Consider the following 21,963-nt stretch of genomic DNA (forward strand, 5'->3'; position numbering starts at 1 on the left):
ATTAGAGATAAAAAACGAGCAATATTTCTATCAATTATTAGGACTGGTAATTAATCCTGCGTGTTAAAAAATAAGTAATGTTAGCAAATAGGTGAATATCATTTTTAAGCTAAAAATAAAAAGCTCGACATAATATGCCGAGCTTTTTTGGTTGGGATGTTACTTAATTTAGCTGTGAGTAGGCGCTGGTTGGGCATCTACTAGTGGTGGCTTGCCACGCATTTTACGTACTAATCGTTTAGCATCTTCTAGTGCAACATACTGGCACGGTATAAGTATCAGTGTAATTACTGTGGCAAATAACACACCAAAAGCAAGTGATACAGCCATTGGGATAACAATTTTAGCTTGTAAACTCGTTTCAAAAATAATTGGCATTACACCAATAAAGGTAGTGATTGAGGTAAGTAATATCGCTCTAAAGCGACGAGCACCGGCTTGCATTACAGCATCCTTAATCGCAACACCTTCAGCGCGTGCTTTGTTTACAAAATCAACCATAACGAGGGAATCATTTACGACCACACCCGCTACAGCAATAATGCCAAACATCGATAAGCTACTCATGGTCATACCTAAAATCATATGCCCAAACATCGCGCCCACTACACCAAACGGAATAACCGACATTATAATAAGTGGCTGCGAGTAAGAGCGAAGCGGAATGGCTAACAAGGCAAATATAATCATCATTGATATACCAAAATCACGAAGCTGCTCTGAAGCGCTATCCATTTCTTCTTGAATGCGCCCAGCTACATCACTTGTAACGCCAGGGTAGCTTTTAAGTAATGTTGGTAAGTATTCATCACGAATTTCTTCTGCAATCGCAAATGGTTCGGCTTGGTCGGTATTTACCGCAGCCCATACGTTTACAGTACGTTTAGAGTTTTCGCGGCGGATACGGTTAACACCGTCAACAAGCTTAACTTCGGCTACTTCACTTAGCGGTACTTCAGCGCCAGTAGGTGTAATAATACGCACACTTGCGATGTCACTAATTGAGTTACGTTCGTCTTCTGGATAGCGGATCATGACTTTAATTTCTTCGCCTTCACGCAATATTCGCTGCGCTTCTAAGCCGTAGTAACTAAAGCTAACTTGCGATGCTACATCAGCAAGCGTTAAACCCATGCTATAAGCGAGTGGTTTTAAATCAAGTTGCACTTCGTCGGTGGCACTTTGCATTGAGTCGTTTACGTCGCCAACACCTTCCATTGTTTGTAATTTGGCTTTTAATTTACCAGCCACTTCTTTTAGCTCGTTAGCATTTTTGCCTTCAAGTTTAAAGCTAACGTCGCCATCATCTCGACCGCCATTCATTATACTGTCTTGAATGGTCATGGTTTTAATGCCTGGTAGGGCGGGCATTTGCTCGCGCCATAACGCACTTAGGGCAAAGGTGTCGATAGGGCGTAAGTCAGGCTCTACCAAAATGGCCATAATATTTGCTTCAGTTCGCCCGCGCAGGCTTACCGATAAATCGCGGATCATCGGTTTACCGTATTGCTCTTGTAGTTGCTGATCGACCTTTAACAACACGCTTTCTATTTTACGTGCGGTTTCAAGCGTTGCTTGCTCAGATGAAGCAAGGTTCATTTCTATATCAATACGTGGAAAGTCGTGCGGTATTTTAGGGTTTGGTACAAACTTAACTAAACCACCTGCAAACATACCTGCGCTTACAATAAGCAAACACATAAAGCCGACAATCACTGTATAGCGATAATGAATACAGCGGCTAACAAAAGGAAGGTAGTAGTTATTCACAAAGCCTTTTAAGCTGCTATCAATCACCATACGTAAGCGATGTAATAGGTTTTTAGGATTTGGTTTACGTGGGTTCATTGCTGCAATATGTGCAGGCAAAATAAGTTTTGATTCAATGAGTGAAAAAATCAAACATAAAATAATCACGCCACCAATGGCCTTAGAAAAAGCAGCACCAGGGCCGGTTGCGAGTGTTTGTGGTAAAAATGCAGCAATAGTCGTTAGCACACCAAAGGTTGCTGGCATCGCAACGCGTTTTACACCGCGTACAACGTTATCAAGTGTGTGGCCGTATTTTTCTATTTCGGCACTGGCTGACTCGCCCACAACTATGGCGTCATCAACAACAATCCCGAGTACAAGTATAAAGGCAAAAAGAGAGGCTAGGTTAATTGTTACATCTAAAAAGCCAATAGGCATAAACAAAAAGGCGCCTAAAAACGAAACCGGTAAACCCATCATTACCCAAAATGCTAAGCGGAGCGGTAAAAATAGTGCCAGCACTATCATTACTAACAAGCCACCCCAAATCATGTTATCGACCATCATATCGAGTCGACCTTCAAGGTAGTAAGTTAAATCAACAATAGGAGAGAGCTTAACGCCTGCAGGTAAAAGTGGCTCTTTAGTTGCCATGTAGCTTTTAAGTACTTTTGCTACATCGGTAATGTCTTGATCTTTTGATGCGTTTACTTCAAACGAGAGTGAATTTTTACCATTGTATTTTGAATATTGTAGACCTTCTTCAAAGCCATCATTAATAGTTGCAACATCGCCTAAATAAATTTGTGCGCCATCAGCAAGGGTAATAAGTGGCAGTTTTTCAAACTCAAAACCACGGTAGGCTTGTTTTTCAACACGCATCGAAATATAACCATTTTCAGAGCGTATTTGCCCCGCCGACATATTTGCCGAAAAATTTTGCACAGCACCTGCAATATCTCTAAATGTTAATCCGTACTCGCGTAGTTTATTAGGGCTGACTTCTATACCAATTTCGTATTCTAAGCCGCCGTTAAAATTAACAAGGTTAACGTGAGGCAGTGCTTGTAACTCGTCTTTTATATCGTTGCCAAGCTCTTTTAACTGGTAGTTACTCATGTCGCCGTAAAGCGCGAGTATCATTACCTCTTGCTCAAACTTATCGCGGCGCACAACAGGGCGCTCCATCCCCGCAGGAAAGGTGTTTATTGAATCAACTTGTACTTTAATTTCATCAAGTACTTCTTGTGGATTGTATTGCTCTTCTATTTCAATCCACGCTTGTGAAAAACCACGGTTAGAGTACGTAATTAGGCGTTTAATGCCTTCAATACCTTCGAGGTTTTCCTCAACTTTTATGGTTATGCCTTCTTCAACCTCTTGCGGGGCTGCACCTGGGTAAACTGCTTGTACGCTTATCCAGTTGCTTTCAAACTGTGGGAACATTTGTTTGCGAATGGTCATCGCCATTAAAATACCGCCTACTAATATAAATATCATTAGTAGGTTGGCAGCAACGGGATTTCGGGCAAACCATGCTATTAACCCTGTTTCACGAGTGTTCATGATTATTCCTCTTTCAGCGCAAGTTGAGTTACATCAGTTTTATCAGGCGCAATATCTTCAATTTTTACTGCCATACCTTCAGTTGGGTATTCAAGCGCTGAGGTAACAATTTGCTCGCCATTTTTTAACCCTTGGCTGGCTATAATCATGCCGTTTTGTTCGCGTATAATATTGAGGGTTTTAAACGACAATGTTAAATCGTCATTTAAAATTACAATTTTATTATCTTTAACTAAGTGGTGCGCAACAATAATTGCGTTATCAAGCGGGCGACCTTCAATGGTAGCGTTAATGTACGAACCAAAACGAAGAGGGCGTGTTTTGTCGCCATAAGGTGTTGCAAGTTGTGCAACCAAGTAGCTCATACGGCTTGTTTGATCAACCACACCTTCGGTGCGAATTACTTTGGCTTGCCACATTGTTTGCTTACCCGCGTATTCTGCGTTAAATGTAACATTTGAGCCTACGCCGCCATTTTTTAAATATTGCAGTTCTTGATCGGCAACCGGTAAACGTACCTCTGCAACTGAGGTTGCACTTAGTGCGCCAAAACTATTACCTGGGTTTACTACTGAACCCAAGCTAATTGTGCGCTCATTAATAATGGCATCATAAGGGGCTTTAATATAAGTACGCTCAAGATTGCGGCTAGCACGTTTAACACTTGCTTGAGCAGAGCGATAACGCGCTAATTTTTCGGCCAGCTGTGGTTTTCGTAAATAAAGTTCTGATGCGATAGCGTCGCTTGAGTCTGACTTAATGCGCTCCCACTCAGCTTGAGCGACATGTGCTTGCGCGCGTTCTATTTCAAGTGCTGAGCTTGCTTGTGCTAAACCCGCTTGCGCTTCAATAAAGTCTGCTTCGTAATCATTTGCATCAATTCGTGCTAAAATATCGCCTTGCTTTACAAACGCGCCTTCTACAAATTGATCTGATACCGAAATAACTTGCCCGCTGACTTGTGCTATTAGCTCGGTACGATACTTTGGTTTAACAATGCCGTACGATTTAACATCGAGCGTTATAGAATCTAAAAGTACGCGTTGTGTTGCTACTAAAGGACGTAAATCTTGCTCTGGCTTTTCTTCGGGTGGTTTTTTCATTGCCATAAAGGCGAAAGCTAAAGCAATACCGCCTGCTAAAACAGCGATTGGGAGTATTATTTGTTTTGTAGTAGCCACAAGGCATTCCTTCATAATTGATGGTGACAGAGCAATAATACGCAATAAAGTGTTTACAAGCTGTTTTAAGATGTAACAAAGCATTACATGTGTGTGTTACAACTCACTATGTGACTAATTAAGTTCCTAAAAAGAAATTAAAGTAAGTGTTTTTTATACAGAGGAAATTATGAAAACCGAATCGATGAATTGCAGGCTAGGCTGCGGCGCATGTTGTATTGCGCCAAGTATTAGTTCGCCTATTCCAGGTATGCCAAATGGTAAAAAAGCCGGAGAGCGTTGTATTCAGCTGGACGAAGGTAATTTATGTAAGTTATTTGGTGATGAAAGTCGACCAAAAGTATGTAGTGATTTTAGTGCCACGCTTGATGTGTGCGGGTCTACAAATGCACAAGCCCTAGCACTTATTACAGAGCTTGAAGAGCTAACTTAATCCTCGTTTTTAATACACATCTATTTACACTTATTTTATTACTGAGTATTTATTTTACGTCATTCAAAGCTGCGCTTTTCACGCGAGCAAGCTCTACGTTTACCGCCAAAGTGTAGGCTTGTGTTTGTTTTGTAGACGTGAAGCTTGCTTACGTGACAGGCAAAGCCTGTAAAACTGATTTATTCACAAAGAGGGGAGGAGGCGCTGCGCTTTTAGAGGAGGAGATTAATTTAAAGTAATAGTTGGCTTTTGTTTTTCTCATTTACTCCTAATTCTTTTCTCTTTGTGTAATATTTTTTTCCTAAAAACTGCACTTTTATATAAATAAACACAGCGTTTACAAACCAAAGTATAAATTGAGTTCGTAAACGCTGGCTTTATTTTCTACCAGCTATACGTTGCGCTTAACGTATATTGCTCACCGCGCCCTGGTGTACCTGGTATTTCTTCAAACGACTCATCCCATAAGTTATCTGCCGCTAAGGTGATAAATAAATTACTCAACTGTGGCGGCGTTATTTTAAGCGTTAGCTGGGTAAATAACGCGTTGTCATTGCCGTTTCTAAGTGAATTTTTGTGTTGTGTACGCCATTCGTTATCTATTCTAAATTCTAAAATATCAGTTGGGTTGTACACAGCGCCAAGTGTTAAACGGTGATCAGGAAAGTTTAACGCGTAAAAGCTGGCATCAATATCGGCTGCGCCGTAGTTTTCTGATTTATGTAAATAGGTGTAGCTTGCTATAAGCTTTGCTGTATCAAAGTGCTTAGTCGCTAAAAATTCAACCCCTGCAGTATCAATATCTACTGGGTTTGCAAAGCGCGCTGAGGTTGAATCAAAATTAAAGGTCCAATCGGTCAAGTTATTATCTTTTCGATAAAAAATAGCCGAGTTTAACTGCCAGCTTTGTTCTTCAAGTAATAAACCTAGCTCCAAGTTTGATGTGGTTTCGCGCTCAAGGTTGTAGTTACTTCTAAATAACCCGCCAGAGTCGCTGCCGCCAATGGCTGTGTAGCCTGCAACTTGACTCGCTTGCGCGTATGATAAGTAAAGGGTTTGTGCTGTGCCGTCACTATTTTGGGTGTTTAAGGTTATGTCACCAATAGCTGATACTTCAGCATCATCACGATTTGTATCGTCATAGGCTGCGCCTAAACGAAAGGTAAGCTGTTGGTTTTTTTGCGCTATTGTGTATTGGGGCAATATACTTAGCTTGTAATACTTTCGTGAGGTAAAGTTGTTTTCAAGTGTGGTTGATTCAATCGAGTCATCAATAAATTGTGCAGAGTAATTTATTGCCAGTGCATCGCTTTGTGCATGGCGACCCGAAAGTCCAAACGATTTAACTTCGCTTTTATGAAAAGCTTCAAATGCACTAGGATTTTCGCGCGAGTAAATATAGTGATCGTCATGGGTACGATAATAAGCAGATACTTCAAAGTTGCTGTTATCAGCGTAGTTTTGCTTGTGATTAAGCATCCAAAGACGGGTTTCTAAATCTTCAGTTTCGTTAACGCCAAAAGGGGTGTACAAGTTAGGCCAGCCAAAAAACTTATCTTGTGAGCCAAAAAACAAATCTGTTTGGCTATGCTCGCTTGCTAATTGCACGCGAGCTGAGGCGCGCGAGAAGTCATGATCGCCATTATCAATGGTGCCATCACTTTGCGAATGAGAATACTCACCTTCAAAGCCCAGAGTATAGTTAGCTAAGCTATCAAGTTGTGTGTTTTTAGCAGCGTGAATACTTTGCAGATTAAAGTCGTTTGTACCAGTACCAAGGGATACACTACCGCCAGTAATAATCGGTTTCCAACCAAACGAAACTGTACCTACAGAGCTATTCATACCGTAAAGTGCGTTATCGGCACCGGTTAAAACATCTGGGCCGGTTAGCATTTGCGGTGCAATGGGTATTTCAGCAAAATAATGCCCAGATTGCGGGTCAAGCAGGGTAACGCTTCCTACTCTAAAACCGGTGTTTTCGAAAATACCGCCGCGTATAGTTACATCAGCCTGCGCCTCAGCCATATTACGCGATTGTAAATCAACACGGGGGTCATATTCTAAATTAGAAATAGGCGAGTCGAATGTACCTACTGGCAACTTATTTGCAGTGGGTGAGGCCTCAACCGTTATTTTCTCGATTGCCGACTCATCAGATAGCGTATTAGCATTAGCAAATGCAGTAACGCTGCATAATATTGCAGGTATTATAAGGTGTGGTGTGCGATTCATGTGTTTCTCGTCATTTTTTATTTGTAGCTGCGGTTACAATTAATTTCAAAGCTTATATTTGAGCATGATAAAATAATTAAATGTAACAGCAGTCATTTTGTGCGCGATTGTACATTAATTTGTTAATAACTGCATTTGATAACCATTTACGTAATACCGACTTTATTAAAAACATGGTCATTCTATCGTATTAAATAGCGCACTCACTGCGTTAAAAGTTATTTATATAGAACAACTATATGTCATAATTTTCGCCTTGTTATTGCGCTATTTTCTTGGCGCTATAATAGAACATTATTTTAATGCAATCGGTATAATTACTTATTAGGTAACATTTATAATGGATACGACACAACAAAATACTATTTACTTTGCTGGTGGCTGCCTGTGGGGCGTACAAGAGTTTTTAAAGCACTTACCAGGCGTAATAAGTACTGAAGCAGGTCGCGCTAATGGTACAAGCAAAACCACTGACGGCGAATACGATGGTTATGCCGAATGCGTAAAGGTCATTTTTGATTTAAAAGTCGTTAGCCTAAATAAGCTGTATGATTACTTTTTTGAAATTATTGACCCATACAGTATTAATAAACAAGGGGATGACGTAGGCCCTAAATACCGCACTGCCATTTATAGCAAAAACCAAAGCCATTTAGATGCAGCAAGCAATTATATAAACAAGCGCAGTGATGCCGATAAAATTGTGGTAGGGGTAGAGCTGCTAACTAACTACGTGCCAAGCGATCCTGAGCATCAAGACCGACTAACTAATCACCCTGATGATTACTGCCATATACCGCTTGAGTTACTGCATAAGTATAAATCGTAAATTTAACACGGTGTTTTTTTGTAGACGTGCAGCTTGCTGACGTGACGAGCGCAGCTCGTAATTTAAGATGGAATATAGCGCTATAAAGTAATTAGAAGCTATCGCTTCTCGCGCAAGCAAGCATAGCGCCTACAGGTAAAGTTTAATCCGGTATTTTGTAGACGTGCAGCTTGCTGACGTGATGAGCGCAGCTCATAATTATTTAAACCTGAAGTCCCAAAAATACATACCCACAAAAAAGCTCACGTACTGTGAGCTTTTTTAAAACTTACTTATAGCTAATTTTAACTTACTGCTGCTTTTGTGGCGGGAAGTTGCTTAAAATTTCGCTCACTGTTTTATTAATTGATGCTTCACGTTGTTCTGGCGATTGGTTTTTCTTTAATCGGCCTTCTTTAGCGCCGCGCCATACTAGCTGGTTAGATTCACGGTCTACAATATCAATAATCAGTGTGCCCACTTCGTATTCACGCGCGGTTGTGTCACGTTGAAAACCAGTACCCCAATAACCCCAATGCGGGCGGTAGTTTACATTAAATGTATCTACTTCAAGCTCTTTATCTACCGATGCATGATAGTTAACAAGTACATCAGCATTTGCTGCATCAACTAAGCTCATACCTAGTGTTTGGCTCAGTTCTGCGTTAACGGCAGTGCGAACACGTTTTTCCATTAGGCCATTAATTTGGTAATTATTTGTGTCTTTAGTTAGGCTGGCGTTTTCTACCCAAGCAAATGTTTTAAAATTACTAAAGTTGGCTGATTTATCGTAATCCCAATCAGGGGTTTGTGTACAGGCTGTAAGTAGTGCTAGCGCTGCAACGATAAGTATATTTTTCATTACGTTTGCTCCAATAAAATGCATTAATTTAAAATAACACACATCGTTTAAATGTGTATTATTTAAACGTCCTATATTTTAGTTTAGTTGGTTTGCCTTAACGGCCAATTAATTGTGTTCAACTTCAATCCAATCTTTTTCATCTACCCAGTTTTGTGCACCGTCTTTTACCGAGCGAATAGGCACAATGTAGTCACAACTTATTTGTGGTTTAACTGAGGCAAATATAGGTACAAAACCAAAGCTTAGTGCGGTTTCTATAATTGCTTTTTGATTTTGCGGGTCAATGTCGGCCGCTTCATCTATATAAATAGGTATACGGTATAGGTTTTGTTCTTGGTCACTTAATAAATAACGAATAAACAACATGCCACACAATAACTTAATCGTAATACGTGTGCCGTTTGAACCCGCAGAATCTATTTTTTCAAAGTGCTCTGTTTCACCTGCGCGGTTAACCACTTCAAAGCGAATATCAAATAAATCGGTAAGTGTTAAGCCCGCTTTATCTGAGGCGAGTTTAATTAAGTGATCTTTCGCTTCGTTTACCGCGCTTTCGCTATAAGGTTCTTGGCTAAGTAAATCAAGCGTGTCGCCTTGTTCAAACTGATGCGACGTGCTGATAATGGTATCGATACTATCAACCAGCATTTTGCGAGGTATTACGTTAATTTTAAACGCTTGCAGATTTGAAATACGGTGCTGGCTTATGCCTTTATTAAAGCTATTCATTTCGCGGCGAAGGCGGTCTAAATCTTCTCGCAAGCCTTTAATAGTTGCGGCCACTTCGGTAAGCGCAACGCGTGCTTGGCGCTCAACAGCATCGCGTTCGTTATCAATATTATGAAAGGCGCTTATTAGCTTTTGGTATTTAGTGTATTCGTCATTTTCGTTGTCGAATTTAGTAATACCCGCGTTATATACATGCAAATAGGTATTACGTACGTTTATGTCAAAATTACGCAGCTCTTGGCAGTCTTTATTAAAGTGATGAACAAGGTCGCTTAAGTTATCAAAGTCGACCGTAATATCAATCATGTACGGGGTTACTTTACCGCTGTATAAATCAAGCGTGTGGTCAATTCGCTCGCTTTTAACTTGGCGTAAGCGCTCAGTTTGGCGATTAATTTGCTCTTGTTTCGATTTAATTAACGAGCGACGATCGGCAATTGAGCCACTATTTTTTTGAATATCTTGCAGGTAGTCGTCAACTTGTTCGCGCTCAGCTAATAACTGCTCTTTTAGCATGGCTTGCGCTTCAACCGACTGCTGCATTACCTCAAACTGCTCTAAACGTTTTAGGGCGCCCTCGAGGCTCATTAGCTCATCGTATAATTCGTCTTTTTCTTTTTGTTTGTCGGCAACGTTTGCAGCAACATCGCGCTGTTGCTTAAACTCTTTAAGTGAATGCTCAAGAGCATTTAACTGAGCGGTTAATTGCTCTTTGTTTTCGCCGCTTTGCATTTGCACAGGCGAGAGCTTTTTAAGCTTAATGCTCGCACCTGGTAGCGTTAATACGCCGCCTTTAACGTTTTCACTTAACAGCGATAAAAATTCCCCAAACGCGTCTTCGTCATCAATGGTTATATCGCCATTAGTGGTGGTCGCAAATGAGAGAATATCAGGGTTTAAAATCCGCGATATTTCCTCTACTTCTTTTAACGAGAGGTCTTCGCGCATACGGGTAAACAAATTAAACTCAAGGTTTTTAAGTTGTAGCTTTAAGCTCTTAATTTGTTTTTGTGTTTCGCTAATGCGGTAGTCAAGCGTGTGTAGGCTTTGCCCTTGTGCGCTGGTTATAGAGTGCGAAAGCGACTCGTAATCTTGCTTTAATTGAGTCAGGCTGGTTTTAAGCGTGGCTTTATTTACCAGTTCAAACTCGCTTTTAAGCGCATCGTAATCTAAAAACCACTGCTCAATTTGAGTTTGTCTGCGCTCTATATCACGCGATTGCTGTACGTATAGGCTTTGTTTTTGCTCAAACTCGTGTTTTTCGTGCTCTATATCTTCAAGGGCTATACCCAGCTCATTAAGTTGCGATTCTTGATAGGTATCAAAATCAATCAGTGCTTGGTCAATTTTAGGTGCGTATGCGGCTAATTTACCTTTAAGCACGGTTTGGTTTTCAAGCATTGATTCAAGCGCTGCTATTGGCTCTTGCATTGACTCAAGGGCTTTTAATTCGCGTTTTGAGCGGTTTACTTTATCAAACGAGCGACGCCATACTTCATAAAAGTCGACCTTAGAGTTCGACATATGGCGTTCAAACACGCGTAGCATAAAGCGTTTTACGTCGCTTGCGCCCAATTTATGTAAGTTAAGAATACGTCTAAATATTTCTTTATAAATAGAAGAGTCTTGTACATTATTTAGCGGGATCATTTTTAGGTTAATGTCGCCGTCAAAAGGCGTTGCGCCGCCAGTCAACAGCGCGTTTAACTCTTGTGCTTTTAACTCAATAGGGTTGTAGTTAAGCGATTTTAAATGGTTGAACAGCTTGGTAAATTTAATAATAGTTTTACCTTGCGTATACTGCTCTAAATCAAGCTTACCTTGATAACAAAAGTACTGATGCGCGTAACCGGCAATTTTACCAAGTCCTGCAACACCTATTACTACCGAGCCATGAGGCAAGTTAGCTTCTAGTAAAATGTAGGACTGATCGGATGAAAAATAAAACTTACGGGTTTCATCTAAATCGTGTCCGTCCCATTCTGTTAAGCGCAAATCGTTAATAAGCGGAAACTGCAGGGCGTTAATAACCGAGCTTTTACCGGTGTTATTGGGCGCGCAAATAGAGCTGCTTTTATCAAGCGGGATCACACATTTTGCATAGCCTGCGGTGTTAAGTAGGGCGAGTTTGCTTAGTCCGTATAGATTTTTCATTCCTCGTCCTCTGTAATGTAGGTTTCTTCGTTTACTTCCATGAGTGCATCTATGTAGCGGTGAATTGGCGCTTGAAGCATAAAGCCGCCTTCTACTTCACGGGCTAAACCTAAGCGCACCATGCGCAGGTAAACGTCTTTACGCAAATCCGATCCCGAAAATATCTCAAGCTGATCAAACAAATGTTTGTTAATTTGCACCAGCGTTTGCATAAGCTCTAAATCGTTTACGTCGTCAAACAATGCGCGCATTGGGTCTTTACCCGTATTGGCGTAGTGCTCAATTAAAATGTAAATGGTGAGCGCGATAGCGCGAGATATTTTGCCCATATTGGGTGTGCTTTCGTCGCTACCAAAATAATAAAAGCCACGGCTATCGTGTTTTAAATCGTTACCTAGGGCGGTAAATAGGGCGGTGTAGTCTTCTATGTGTTGGTCAAGCTCTTGCCACATTACGTTGTCTTGCTCGCAAATGTGATAACCCGCTACTAATTTTTTATTAATGGCTTGTAGATGGGTTAGCTCGTCTAAGTTTATGTGTGTCATGGTTTATTTACCTGCCTTTGAATCTGGCTGAGGCTCTGAATTAAATGGATATAAAGAAAAGTGCTGACCGGCAATTTTTACGCGGGCTTTTTCATCGCTTTGAATTATTTTAATATCGCTGTCGCTGACTAATTTTTGATACAAAAATAGCATTTCGTCGGCATCGAGATCTGGATAGCTTTCATCTAAAAATTGCAGCAAGGGCTGCGGCTTTTTGCGTTTTTTATTAAAGCGCTTAGCAAAGCTGGTTTTAACATCGTTGTAGTCAGGAATATTAGGCGTAACAAATGCAGGCACGTCTTGCTGGTCAGGCAATTGGTATTCTTCGTGTTCAAATTCAACCAAGCTTGCCATGTAAGCCACAATATGGCGTTGCTGACCAAGCGAATATCGCTGCGCGTCGCTCACAAAATGTGGCTGCACAGCACTTAGCATATTGTCTACGCCATTTTTACGTACAAGCCCAAGTACTTTGGCTGCTTGGCGAGTAATTAAGTTATTACGACGTAGCTCCTCACGCAGTGGCATAAGCATATCGGCACTTTTACGTAAGCTTTCTCGGCCCATTAAATGCATTTCGAGTATACGGGTACGTAATTGCTCCAGCATACGTTTGTCGTTATACGCTTTACCTGAGCGCTCAATGTACAGTATTTGATTACTTATTTGCTCTTCAATGAGGGTAAAACATGCATGAAACTCACCACGAATATCAACCATTTCAAGCATTGGCTCTATGTATTCGTCAAAGGCTTCTATTACTGCTTTATAACGCTTTTGCAGCGATTGCACTGCATTATTTGATTTGGCTTGTTCAACAATGTTTAAAATAGCGTTTTCGTTGTGCGTATAAAGCTTCATTATTTTACGCACCCGATCATCCATAATGCGGCTGTAGCGGCGTAAGTCGTCAAAGTCTTCTATTTCGCCAGCGTTATCTAGGCGGTTACCTAAACGAGCCAGGTCCTCTACTAATACGCTAATTTCTTGTGCTAAACCTAAATGCTCTTCTTGCAGTAAAAAAGTAGCAAAATCGGCAATAGCACGATTTATTTCAAGCTGAGAGGATTTAGCCAGTGGAATTAAAATATCTTGGTTTAACAAACGATTTGTTTCTTTATAAATGCGTTCGTTTGACCACGTAGGCTGCTTTTGCTTAATCGCGTTTTGTACGTCTTTTAGACTAAAGTCAGCCATTTTAAAACGTTTAAATAATAGCTCTAATACACCCCAATGTTCGGTTATGGTGTTTAGCAGCTTTTTAGCTGGGATCATAAGGGGTTACAACATCCTAGTATTTTATTATTGAGTTCTTTTAGAAGACTCATTATTACGTATTTTTAATTAACCTTGTCTGTATATAGTATTCGTTTTTAAGACCATTTAATAATAGTTTTTGCATAGAGGCAGTGCTAAAATTCGCGCCGAAAATAGGCACATGAAATGGAATGTTATTTGTGTGTTCTTTAAAACTATATCAAAGGTTGTTTAACTACCATGGTTTCCTCGATTATTCTAACCCTGATAGCGATTGCATTTTTACTGATCGTTATAGAAGATATAATCCATGTCAATAAAGCTAAAACCACGCTGTTTTTTGGTACGCTTTGCTGGATTCTTCTTTTTATATACCCCCTACACGGGCAAAGCCCCGATACGATTCAACATCTTTTAAATGAAAATATTTTAGAAATTGCCTCATTATGGCTATTTTTAATGGCTGCAATGACCTTTGTCGCGTATTTAAATTCAAAGGGGTTTATAGAAAATATTGTGCACCGTGTTATGCCAAAAAGTATTAGCGAAAAAAAGCTCATGTTTTTGGTGGGTGGTTTTGCGTTTTTGTTTTCGTCGATTTCAGATAACGTAACAGCGACGCTTATATCGCTTGCGGTTGTTATGTCGTTAAAGCTTGAACCTAAAAAGCTCGTTAAATACGCCACGCTTATTGTGTTTGGAGTGAACTCAGGTGGGGTATCGCTAATAACAGGTGACGTAACCACACTAATGATATTTTTAGATGGCAAAGTAACCATTGCTCATTTATTACTACTTATAGCGCCAGCACTTGCAAGCGTTATGCTGCTTGCTGCGTTACTGTCTATAGGTATGAAAGGGCGTGTTGAGTTTGCTAGTGCAGGTAAAACCCGCATTGAAAAAACCGACATAACCATTGCTGTTATATTTTTATCTACCGTAGTGAGCACACTTACGTTGAGTGTAATTTACAGCGTACCGCCTTTATTAACCTTTTTGTTTGGCTTATCAGTGATGTTTTTAGTGGCGCAATTTTTAATGCGCAAAAAAGACATAAACAAAGACATAATCGATTTTGTTCGCGATATAGAATACGACACATTATTGTTTTTTGTAGGTGTACTTTTACTTGTTGGCGCACTTAAAGAAATTGGTATGTTGAGTAAATTTACCGACCTATACACGGTAATGGCACCAGAATACGCAAACTACTTAATGGGCATATTATCAGCTGGGGTCGATAACGTACCGCTTACCGCTGCATTATTAAAAGCCAATATAGTAATGAGCCAACAACATTGGTTGTCGTTTACGTATGCAACGGGTGTGGGCGGTTCAATGCTTATTATTGGTTCGGCTGCGGGCATTATTGCCATGAGTAAAGTTAAAGCGCTTACCTTTATGAGCTACTTGCGTTTATCGCTGCATTTATTAATTTGTTACACGGTTGGATATGCGGGCTCGTATTACATGGGCAGTTTTATTTAACTCATAAATTATTAAATGCTTGACAGCTAGACGTCTAAACGATAACTTTCAAAGCCCCGCTACTTAGTGGGGTTTTGTTTTATTAGCCACTGGTTAATAAAGCATTCAGAAGAGGTGCGATACTTAGGTACTTAATGTTAGGCGACGAAAGCCGATGATCATTAAGGAGGGAAGTACTCGCCGAGGAAAATAATGGTACGTCGTCATTGTTTTTCGGTTTATGGGGCTGAATCCTCAAAACTGTCACCAATATAGGTGGAGAGCTTCTGGCAGTGGACTTATCTTCAAGCATTCCTTTGCCAAGTTCTTCTTGTTTTATTGCGGTTTGGATACCGCGAAAGGAGACTAAATGACTACCCAATCAGTGCCACAAACAGTATCAGGCGCAAAATCAGATTACATCGTTGCCAAATTTGGTGGAACAAGTGTTGCAAATTTTGAAGCGATGAGTCGCTGTAGCGAAATTATTGTTGCAGATAAAAGCGTACGTATTGTTGCCGTGAGCGCCAGTGCCGGCGTAACTAATCACTTAGTTGCACTGTGTAAATCAAGCATTACTCCTAGTGAGCGCCAAGAACACATAAATGGCGTGCTTGCTATTCAACAAACTATTTTAGATGAATTATCGCTAGATGCCGATTTAGCGGTTGGCTTTAACGAAACCCTAAAAGCATTTCAAACATTGGCTCAAGAGCCACTAACAACCGATCAGCAACACGACGAGCTACTTAGCTTTGGTGAGCGTTTATCGTCGTATTTGTTTGCTCAGGTACTGCGTTTACAAGGTTTAAATGCCGATCGCTTTGATGTGCGCAAGGTGCTTAAAACCGACAGCCAATTTGGTAAAGCAACGCCCAATGTTGCAGCCACAGCGCAAGCTGCTAAAGAGCATTTAATTCCGTTATTAGACGCTCAAGTAATTGTAACTCAGGGATTTATTGGTAGTGACGAATACGGTCACACCACAACGCTAGGACGTGGTGGTTCAGACTACAGCGCTGCATTACTAGCTGAAGCGATTAACGCTAAAAGTGTGCATATTTGGACCGACGTAGTGGGCATTTTTAGCACCGACCCGCGTTTGTGCGCAAAAGCGACGCCTATTGCACGCTTAAGTTTTGACGAAGCCGCTGAAATGGCAACCTTTGGCGCAAAAGTATTACACCCAGCAACTATTCTACCAGCGAGCCGTAGCCACATTAACGTGTTTGTAGGTTCTAGCCGCGAGCCAGAGCGTGGCGGTACGTGGATTGAGCGCGAAAAATCGCAGCAACCAGGTATACGCGCAGTAACGCAACGTAAAAACCAAATATTGCTTACGCTTAAAAGCCCAGAAATGCTACTAGCAAGCGGCTTTTTAGCACGCGTATTTACACTATTAAGTGAATACAATATATCGGTAGATTTGGTAACTACATCAGAAATCAGTGTGGCTATAACGCTTGATAACGCGCAAAACGCCTCGCGCCCAGAGCTTGATCAAGAATGCCTAGATAAGCTTGCAGAGTTTTGCCATGTTTCGGTAGAAAACAACCTAACATTGGTGGCACTTATTGGCTCTGAGATTCAATTACGCCAACACGAAATGAACTTAATGAGTGTACTAAAAGACTTTAACATTCGATTAATTTGTCACGGTGCTAGTAAGCACAACCTGTGCTTTTTAGTAGAGCAAACTGAGTCAGATAACGTAGTACAGTCTATTCATAGCCGTTTATTAGAAAATGATTTTGCTGCGTAAATAACGGTTATTCAGGAGAATTACCTAGTAAAATCACTTAACAAAATTAATTAATAAAGTCATTTAATAAAAAGCATCGCCAGTCGGTGCTTTTTTTATGCACCACACTCACATCAAAACAAACATTACTGTCACTGCTATCAACTACAGTAACGCGATTACTGCAAGCACTCAGCTTTGCACTATTTAATTCGTCAAACACATTAGGGCTAAGTAATTTTGCAATAGGGCGGCTGGTGGCTTTAGCAAGTGACTCTTTTAATGTCCAAATTCTAAAAAATGTATCTGCTTGGGCTTGGGTATTAGTGGGCTTGGTGATAAGTGTAATTTCATCATTATGATAAAAATGCTTAGCAAGCTTTTCAAACGGGCGCTTTAGGCTTACTTTTTCAATATCAAAACCAAACTCACTTCTATCAAAATTTAGCGCGACCCCAACTAAACCATGCGAGTGCGAAATACAGGTATTTATAACATCACCACTCACATGTATTTGCAGCTTTGAGCTTGCTTCGTCAAATTCGGTACTCATTTTATTAAGGGGTACATGCGTATGTTGCGGCTGAGTTACTTTAATAAGGTGTTTTAACAATAACCGCGTAGCTAAATACTCTTGCTTAGCTTGTGGGCTTTTACGGCGGTTTATAATGTTTAACTCAAACGGGCTTAAGCAATCGGGCAAATTAAAGTCACTAAGCTCAAGTGTTTTAGCATTAAATAATAAAATGCTGTTACTCGCTAAAGACAAGTTTGCCAATTGAGTTGAAGTAATACTCAAGGCGTTTTTAAAATAGTGTTCAGTCATAAAAGCCCTAAAGCAAAAGAAGTCGCTGATATTGTGAGCGGTTAGCGCCACTAACAAAGGCTGGGTACAATTTTATTACTCAGCTGGCATGAAATATGGTTTAATTCACAATAATCAAAATAATAACAGATTTGTAGATGTATGGCACAAGTGCGTGATGGGTTTCAAAGCCGACTTGGTTTTGTTTTAGCCGCTGCTGGCGCAGCAGTGGGTTTGGGTAATATTTGGGGTTTTCCTACGCAAGCGGCCAACCATGGCGGCGGTGCTTTTTTACTGGTTTATTTTATTGTTATATTTTTACTTGCGCTACCTGCGCTGTATACCGAACTTTATTTAGGTCACAAAGCACAAGCTAATCCTGTAAAAGCATTGGGTGATGCATGGCAAAACACTAGCCGTAAAGTAGGTGCAGCAGCCGGTTACATAGGCCTTGCGGGCGCAGTTGTTATGCTAAGTTTTTATTCAATAGTGGCAGGGTGGATGCTCTCGTACGCTATTGAACCCATAACAACCTTTTTTGGGTTTACAGGCGCAAGCGAATTTTTACATAGCGACTCAGTGCTGCGTAATTTTGTATTTACGCCGCTTATGCTTATTTTAACCGCCAGTATTATTTTAAAAGGGGTTAAGTCGGGAATCGAAACCTGGTCGCGCCGATTAATGCCACTGTTACTTGTGCTGCTTGTTGGTTTAATTGCCTACATTGCAACACTCGATGGCGCAAGCGAAGGTTTTGCCGCGTATTTAATTCCTGATTTTAGCCAAATACTCGACCCTAATTTAATTATTGCCGCAATGGGGCAAGCGTTCTTTTCGCTCTCACTAGGTGTGGGTTGTATGATGATTTACGGCTCGTATTTACAACCAGATGCTAATTTACCAAAGCTCACCGCAGGTGTTGCATTACTTGATACTGGCGTTGCTTTTTTAGCGGGATTACTCATTATTCCTGCTATTTATGTGGCGCAGCACAACGGTGTTGAAGTATTTAGTGGCGGTAAACTGATTGGCGAAGGGCAACTTATTTTTGCTATTTTACCTGAGCTATTTAGCACCATGGGCGAAATTGGTTTATTAGTTGGTTTATTATTTTTTGTATTAATGTCTATCGCATCGGTTACGTCAACTATATCGACGACTGAAATTCCGGTAGCGTTTTTAGTCGAAAACCACAACGTTAGTCGCACCAAAGCAACATGGGCCGTTAGCGCCGTTGTACTTGTGTGTGCAAGCGCAATTATATTAAATTTTGATTGGTTATTTGGCTTAGTTATTATGCTATTTACTCAATATCAATTACCGCTTATGGGCTTGTTTTACTTTATTACAGTAGGGTGGATGTGGCAGCGTGGTAATAAATTACACCAAGCAACAACCGGCGTACATTACTGGTTTGCTCAGTATATTCGTTTTATTTGCCCAATATTAATGACCTTGGTATTTGCAAACGTTGCCTTTGGCTAAGCTCTACTTAAAGTAAATTTTTAAACAAAAAGCGAATAGGGCTCACCTTATTCGCTTTTTTTGTACCGGTTATTTAGGTATAGCCTAGGTCTTTATAAAACCTCGTTAGTCAGAGGCCTACCTTCGCTTACTTCAAGCGCGTTAAGTAGGGTTGTGTTTGCTATTTCGGTGAGCGCTTCTTGGGTAAAAAAGCCCTGGTGCCCCGTTACTAATACATTTTTAAAGCTCACTAAGCGCGAAAATATATCGTCTTGGTTTATTTCGTCACTGTGGTTTTTAAAAAATAGCTCCGACTCTTGCTCGTAAACGTCGAGCCCTAAGTAGCCTAATTTTTTAGTTTTAAGTGCATTAATGCACGCTTTGCTGTTAAGCAGTGCCCCGCGAGAGGTGTTAATAAGCATAACGCCGGTTTTCATTTTACTAAATGCCTCATCATCTATTAAATGATGAGTTTGTTCCGTTAATGGGCAATGCAAAGAAATCACATCGCTTTGGCTAAGCAATGTGTCTATATCGGTAATTGTATAATTGCCAGGTTGTGCGTATGGGTCGCACACTAATACTTTAGCGCCAAAGCCATTTAAAATGTTGCACAGCGCAAGGCCAATTTTACCGCAACCTACAATACCCACGGTTTTATTGTGCAAGTTAAAGCCTAGTAATCCGTTTAAATCAAAGTTGTCTTCGCGTACGCGGTTATACGCTTTATGGGTTTTACGGCTAAGTGTTAGCATAAGTGCAATACAATGCTCGGCTACGGCCTCAGGGCTGTAAGCCGGTACGCGTAATACTTTAATTTCATGTGCTTTTGCAGCAGGTAAATCAACATTATTAAATCCTGCACAACGCAGCAAAATAGTATTTATGCCTTGGCTTGCCAGTTGCTCAATAACGGCGGTATTTACAGTATCGTTTACAAATACGCATATGGCATCAAACCCGTTTGCTAAAATAGCCGTTTGTTCGCTCAGGGATTGCTCAAAATACGTTATTTTTATATCACGATTATCGCGTGTACTTTGTTCAAAAAAAGGCAGTTCGTACTTTTGAGTACTAAAAAAAGCAATGTTCATGGTAATAGCCTCGACGCTTAATAAGTATCAATACAATAAACTACTTTATAAACCTGTGCTTTAGTAACACGCATTTTATTGATTTAAATTAAGCCTTAGCTGGCGTAAACAAAGGTATTTTTGATGCTACCTTTTTACCACCTCTTGCAGCGCTTAACTTTGCAGCTTGCAGTAAGTTACTTTCTATTACTTGTTTAAGTGTTTCGGGCTTAGTACGCGGTGCATAGCGTGCAACAAGTTGCCCTTGTGAGTTAATTAAAAACTTAGTGAAATTCCACTTAATTGCACGATTTTGCGAAATACCCCGCGTATGCGACTTTAAATAATTAAACAACGGATGTGTTTCTGGCCCGTTTACCATTACCTTACCAAATACCTCAAACGAGATATTAAATTGATCTTGGTAAAAGTCTTTTATGGCTAAATTATCAAGCGGCTCATTTTGGCCAAACTGGTTACACGGAAACGCTAGCACAGTAAAACCATTGCTTTTGTATTGCTGGTAGAGCTTTTCGAGTGCGTTTAATTGCACCGAAAAATTACACTTACTCGCTGTATTAACAATAAGGACGGTTTTGCCCTGTAACTGGCTAAGAGGAAAATTTTCGCTGTTATAAAGTGGTGCATTAAATTGATAAATACTGTCCATAGGTTACCTACTTACCTTTCCCGTTAAGGAAATTTTATAAAGACTTTCATTCGCTTTTTTATCGACCGGTTGACATAATCGAGGTCTAGTTTCTAAGTTATCAGTTAAATAGGTCATTTTTATGTCAATGAAAGTCGCATTTATAGGTTTAGGCGTAATGGGTTACCCAATGGCGGGGCACTTAGCAAAAGCAGGGCACAGCGTATGCGTTTATAACCGCACTCAAGCTAAAGCTCAAACGTGGACTGCAGAACATTCAGGAAGCTTTGCATCAACCCCGCGCGAAGCTGCCAGCAATGCCGATATTGTATTTATGTGTGTTGGGAATGATGACGATTTACGCTCAGTAGTGTATGGCGACGACGGCGTGTTAGCGGGCATGTTACCGCACACTGTTTTGGTTGATCACACCACAACTTCTGCCGAAGTAGCACGTGAAGTGGCTGCAAAAGCGGCTCTGCAAAATATCGACTTTATAGATGCGCCTGTTTCGGGCGGACAAGCTGGCGCCGAAAACGGCGTATTAACGGTTATGGCGGGTGGCAGCGAAGCCGTATTTGCTAAAGTGCAGCCAGTTATGGCGGCGTTTAGTCGTTTTAGCCAATTACTAGGCGGCGTTGGCTCGGGACAACTTTGTAAAATGGTTAATCAAATATGTATTGCTGGTGTAGTGCAAGGTTTAGCCGAAGGCTTACATTTTGCCAAGCAAGCTGGGCTTGATGGTGAAAAAGTTATAGAAACCATTTCTAAAGGTGCAGCCGGTTCGTGGCAAATGGAAAACCGCTACAAAACAATGTGGGCGGGTGAATATGAGTTTGGTTTTGCCGTAGATTGGATGCGTAAAGATTTAGGCATTGCACTCGATGAAGCTAAAAACAATGGCGCTACTTTACCAATGACCGCAACGGTCGATCAATATTACGCCGACGTACAAGCACTTGGCGGCGGCAGATACGACACCTCAAGCTTACTAGCACGCATTGAAGCACTGCATAAAAAGTAACGCTGTAGACGCGAAGCCCGTAAAGTAATTTATTCACAAAGAGGTTATGAGGCGCTGCGCTTTTAGAGGCAGTGATAGATAAAAAAGATTATTGTTGGTTTTATGTTTGCTCATTTACTCCTTATTCGCTTCTCTTTGTGAATAGAGTTTTATTTAAGTAATTAAAAGCTATGCTTTTCACGTGAGCGAGCTCTACGTTTACCGCCAAAGTTTAA

The 21,963-nt window shown here is 40.7% G+C and carries 16 protein-coding genes and 1 riboswitch; of the genes, 6 read left to right on the plus strand and 10 right to left on the minus strand.

Going from position 1 to position 21,963, the window contains the following annotated elements; all coding sequences use genetic code 11:
- Nucleotides 1-168: 168 nt before the first annotated feature.
- Both H5092_RS13515 and H5092_RS13520 read right to left on the minus strand, forming a co-directional pair.
- Nucleotides 169-3,318, minus strand: a complete 3,150-nt coding sequence (locus H5092_RS13515; protein WP_182733703.1) for an efflux RND transporter permease subunit — start codon at nucleotides 3,316-3,318, stop codon at nucleotides 169-171.
- 2 nt (nucleotides 3,319-3,320) lie between these two features.
- Nucleotides 3,321-4,499, minus strand: coding sequence for an efflux RND transporter periplasmic adaptor subunit (locus H5092_RS13520; RefSeq protein ID WP_182711580.1), 1,179 nt, complete (start codon nucleotides 4,497-4,499; stop codon nucleotides 3,321-3,323).
- Nucleotides 4,500-4,668: 169 nt separating this feature from the next.
- Between H5092_RS13520 and H5092_RS13525 the strand changes: the two genes are divergently transcribed.
- On the plus strand, nucleotides 4,669-4,932 hold the full coding sequence (locus H5092_RS13525) for a YkgJ family cysteine cluster protein (RefSeq protein ID WP_182733704.1): 264 nt from the start codon (nucleotides 4,669-4,671) through the stop codon (nucleotides 4,930-4,932).
- 384 nt (nucleotides 4,933-5,316) lie between these two features.
- On the opposite strand, the gene H5092_RS13530 is transcribed toward H5092_RS13525, so the two are convergent.
- Complete coding sequence (locus H5092_RS13530) at nucleotides 5,317-7,167, minus strand: TonB-dependent siderophore receptor (protein ID WP_182733705.1); 1,851 nt, start codon at nucleotides 7,165-7,167, stop codon at nucleotides 5,317-5,319.
- A gap of 340 nt (nucleotides 7,168-7,507) precedes the next feature.
- Here H5092_RS13530 and H5092_RS13535 point away from each other — a divergent pair, with 340 nt between their 5' ends.
- Nucleotides 7,508-7,996: a peptide-methionine (S)-S-oxide reductase gene (locus H5092_RS13535; RefSeq protein ID WP_182715797.1), complete on the plus strand. Its 489-nt coding sequence runs from the start codon at nucleotides 7,508-7,510 to the stop codon at nucleotides 7,994-7,996.
- Nucleotides 7,997-8,285: 289 nt separating this feature from the next.
- Here H5092_RS13535 and H5092_RS13540 read toward each other — a convergent pair whose 3' ends face one another.
- The 4 genes from H5092_RS13540 to H5092_RS13555 form a co-directional block, all read right to left on the minus strand.
- On the minus strand, nucleotides 8,286-8,837 hold the full coding sequence (locus tag H5092_RS13540; RefSeq protein ID WP_024595193.1) for a DUF4136 domain-containing protein: 552 nt from the start codon (nucleotides 8,835-8,837) through the stop codon (nucleotides 8,286-8,288).
- A 108-nt stretch (nucleotides 8,838-8,945) separates the two neighbouring features.
- The gene (locus tag H5092_RS13545) at nucleotides 8,946-11,723 is read right to left on the minus strand and encodes an ATPase (protein ID WP_182733706.1); all 2,778 of its coding nucleotides are present in this window, start codon (nucleotides 11,721-11,723) and stop codon (nucleotides 8,946-8,948) included.
- Nucleotides 11,720-12,268, minus strand: a complete 549-nt coding sequence (locus H5092_RS13550; protein WP_024605891.1) for a condensin complex protein MksE — start codon at nucleotides 12,266-12,268, stop codon at nucleotides 11,720-11,722. The genes H5092_RS13545 and H5092_RS13550 overlap by 4 nt, the downstream gene beginning before the upstream one ends.
- Before the next feature lie 3 nt (nucleotides 12,269-12,271).
- On the minus strand, nucleotides 12,272-13,543 hold the full coding sequence (locus H5092_RS13555; protein WP_182733707.1) for a hypothetical protein: 1,272 nt from the start codon (nucleotides 13,541-13,543) through the stop codon (nucleotides 12,272-12,274).
- A gap of 222 nt (nucleotides 13,544-13,765) precedes the next feature.
- On the opposite strand from H5092_RS13555, the gene nhaD reads away from it, so the two are divergent.
- Complete coding sequence (gene nhaD / locus H5092_RS13560) at nucleotides 13,766-15,013, plus strand: sodium:proton antiporter NhaD (RefSeq protein WP_101217585.1); 1,248 nt, start codon at nucleotides 13,766-13,768, stop codon at nucleotides 15,011-15,013.
- Between the two features lie 101 nt (nucleotides 15,014-15,114).
- A riboswitch (Lysine riboswitch) is annotated at nucleotides 15,115-15,287 on the plus strand.
- Nucleotides 15,288-15,362: 75 nt separating this feature from the next.
- On the plus strand, nucleotides 15,363-16,754 hold the full coding sequence (gene lysC, locus H5092_RS13565; RefSeq protein WP_182693750.1) for a lysine-sensitive aspartokinase 3: 1,392 nt from the start codon (nucleotides 15,363-15,365) through the stop codon (nucleotides 16,752-16,754).
- 46 nt (nucleotides 16,755-16,800) lie between these two features.
- On the opposite strand, the gene H5092_RS13570 is transcribed toward lysC, so the two are convergent.
- Nucleotides 16,801-17,559: a 4'-phosphopantetheinyl transferase superfamily protein gene (locus H5092_RS13570; RefSeq protein ID WP_182733708.1), complete on the minus strand. Its 759-nt coding sequence runs from the start codon at nucleotides 17,557-17,559 to the stop codon at nucleotides 16,801-16,803.
- A 141-nt stretch (nucleotides 17,560-17,700) separates the two neighbouring features.
- Between H5092_RS13570 and H5092_RS13575 the strand changes: the two genes are divergently transcribed.
- The gene (locus H5092_RS13575; RefSeq protein ID WP_182733709.1) at nucleotides 17,701-19,023 is read left to right on the plus strand and encodes a sodium-dependent transporter; all 1,323 of its coding nucleotides are present in this window, start codon (nucleotides 17,701-17,703) and stop codon (nucleotides 19,021-19,023) included.
- A 92-nt stretch (nucleotides 19,024-19,115) separates the two neighbouring features.
- On the opposite strand, the gene H5092_RS13580 is transcribed toward H5092_RS13575, so the two are convergent.
- Nucleotides 19,116-20,096, minus strand: a complete 981-nt coding sequence (locus H5092_RS13580; RefSeq protein WP_182733710.1) for a 2-hydroxyacid dehydrogenase — start codon at nucleotides 20,094-20,096, stop codon at nucleotides 19,116-19,118.
- 88 nt (nucleotides 20,097-20,184) lie between these two features.
- The gene (locus tag H5092_RS13585) at nucleotides 20,185-20,745 is read right to left on the minus strand and encodes a glutathione peroxidase (RefSeq protein WP_024595202.1); all 561 of its coding nucleotides are present in this window, start codon (nucleotides 20,743-20,745) and stop codon (nucleotides 20,185-20,187) included.
- Between the two features lie 121 nt (nucleotides 20,746-20,866).
- Between H5092_RS13585 and H5092_RS13590 the strand changes: the two genes are divergently transcribed.
- On the plus strand, nucleotides 20,867-21,748 hold the full coding sequence (locus H5092_RS13590; protein WP_002962823.1) for an NAD(P)-dependent oxidoreductase: 882 nt from the start codon (nucleotides 20,867-20,869) through the stop codon (nucleotides 21,746-21,748).
- The last annotated feature ends 215 nt before the right edge of the window (nucleotides 21,749-21,963 follow it).

Origin of the sequence: Pseudoalteromonas sp. SR41-7, assembly GCF_014163935.1 — a bacterium.
GTDB lineage: Bacteria > Pseudomonadota > Gammaproteobacteria > Enterobacterales > Alteromonadaceae > Pseudoalteromonas > Pseudoalteromonas distincta.

Coding starts and splice junctions, on each gene's coding strand:
- H5092_RS13515 (WP_182733703.1), bottom strand. CDS start 3,318: ATGAACACTCGTGAAACAGGGTTAATAGCATGGTTTGCCCGAAATCCC.
- H5092_RS13525 (WP_182733704.1), top strand. CDS start 4,669: ATGAAAACCGAATCGATGAATTGCAGGCTAGGCTGCGGCGCATGTTGT.
- H5092_RS13530 (WP_182733705.1), bottom strand. CDS start 7,167: ATGAATCGCACACCACACCTTATAATACCTGCAATATTATGCAGCGTT.
- H5092_RS13535 (WP_182715797.1), top strand. CDS start 7,508: ATGGATACGACACAACAAAATACTATTTACTTTGCTGGTGGCTGCCTG.
- H5092_RS13540 (WP_024595193.1), bottom strand. CDS start 8,837: ATGAAAAATATACTTATCGTTGCAGCGCTAGCACTACTTACAGCCTGT.
- H5092_RS13545 (WP_182733706.1), bottom strand. CDS start 11,723: ATGAAAAATCTATACGGACTAAGCAAACTCGCCCTACTTAACACCGCA.
- H5092_RS13550 (WP_024605891.1), bottom strand. CDS start 12,268: ATGACACACATAAACTTAGACGAGCTAACCCATCTACAAGCCATTAAT.
- H5092_RS13555 (WP_182733707.1), bottom strand. CDS start 13,543: ATGATCCCAGCTAAAAAGCTGCTAAACACCATAACCGAACATTGGGGT.
- nhaD (WP_101217585.1), top strand. CDS start 13,766: ATGGTTTCCTCGATTATTCTAACCCTGATAGCGATTGCATTTTTACTG.
- lysC (WP_182693750.1), top strand. CDS start 15,363: ATGACTACCCAATCAGTGCCACAAACAGTATCAGGCGCAAAATCAGAT.
- H5092_RS13570 (WP_182733708.1), bottom strand. CDS start 17,559: ATGACTGAACACTATTTTAAAAACGCCTTGAGTATTACTTCAACTCAA.
- H5092_RS13575 (WP_182733709.1), top strand. CDS start 17,701: ATGGCACAAGTGCGTGATGGGTTTCAAAGCCGACTTGGTTTTGTTTTA.
- H5092_RS13580 (WP_182733710.1), bottom strand. CDS start 20,096: ATGAACATTGCTTTTTTTAGTACTCAAAAGTACGAACTGCCTTTTTTT.
- H5092_RS13585 (WP_024595202.1), bottom strand. CDS start 20,745: ATGGACAGTATTTATCAATTTAATGCACCACTTTATAACAGCGAAAAT.
- H5092_RS13590 (WP_002962823.1), top strand. CDS start 20,867: ATGTCAATGAAAGTCGCATTTATAGGTTTAGGCGTAATGGGTTACCCA.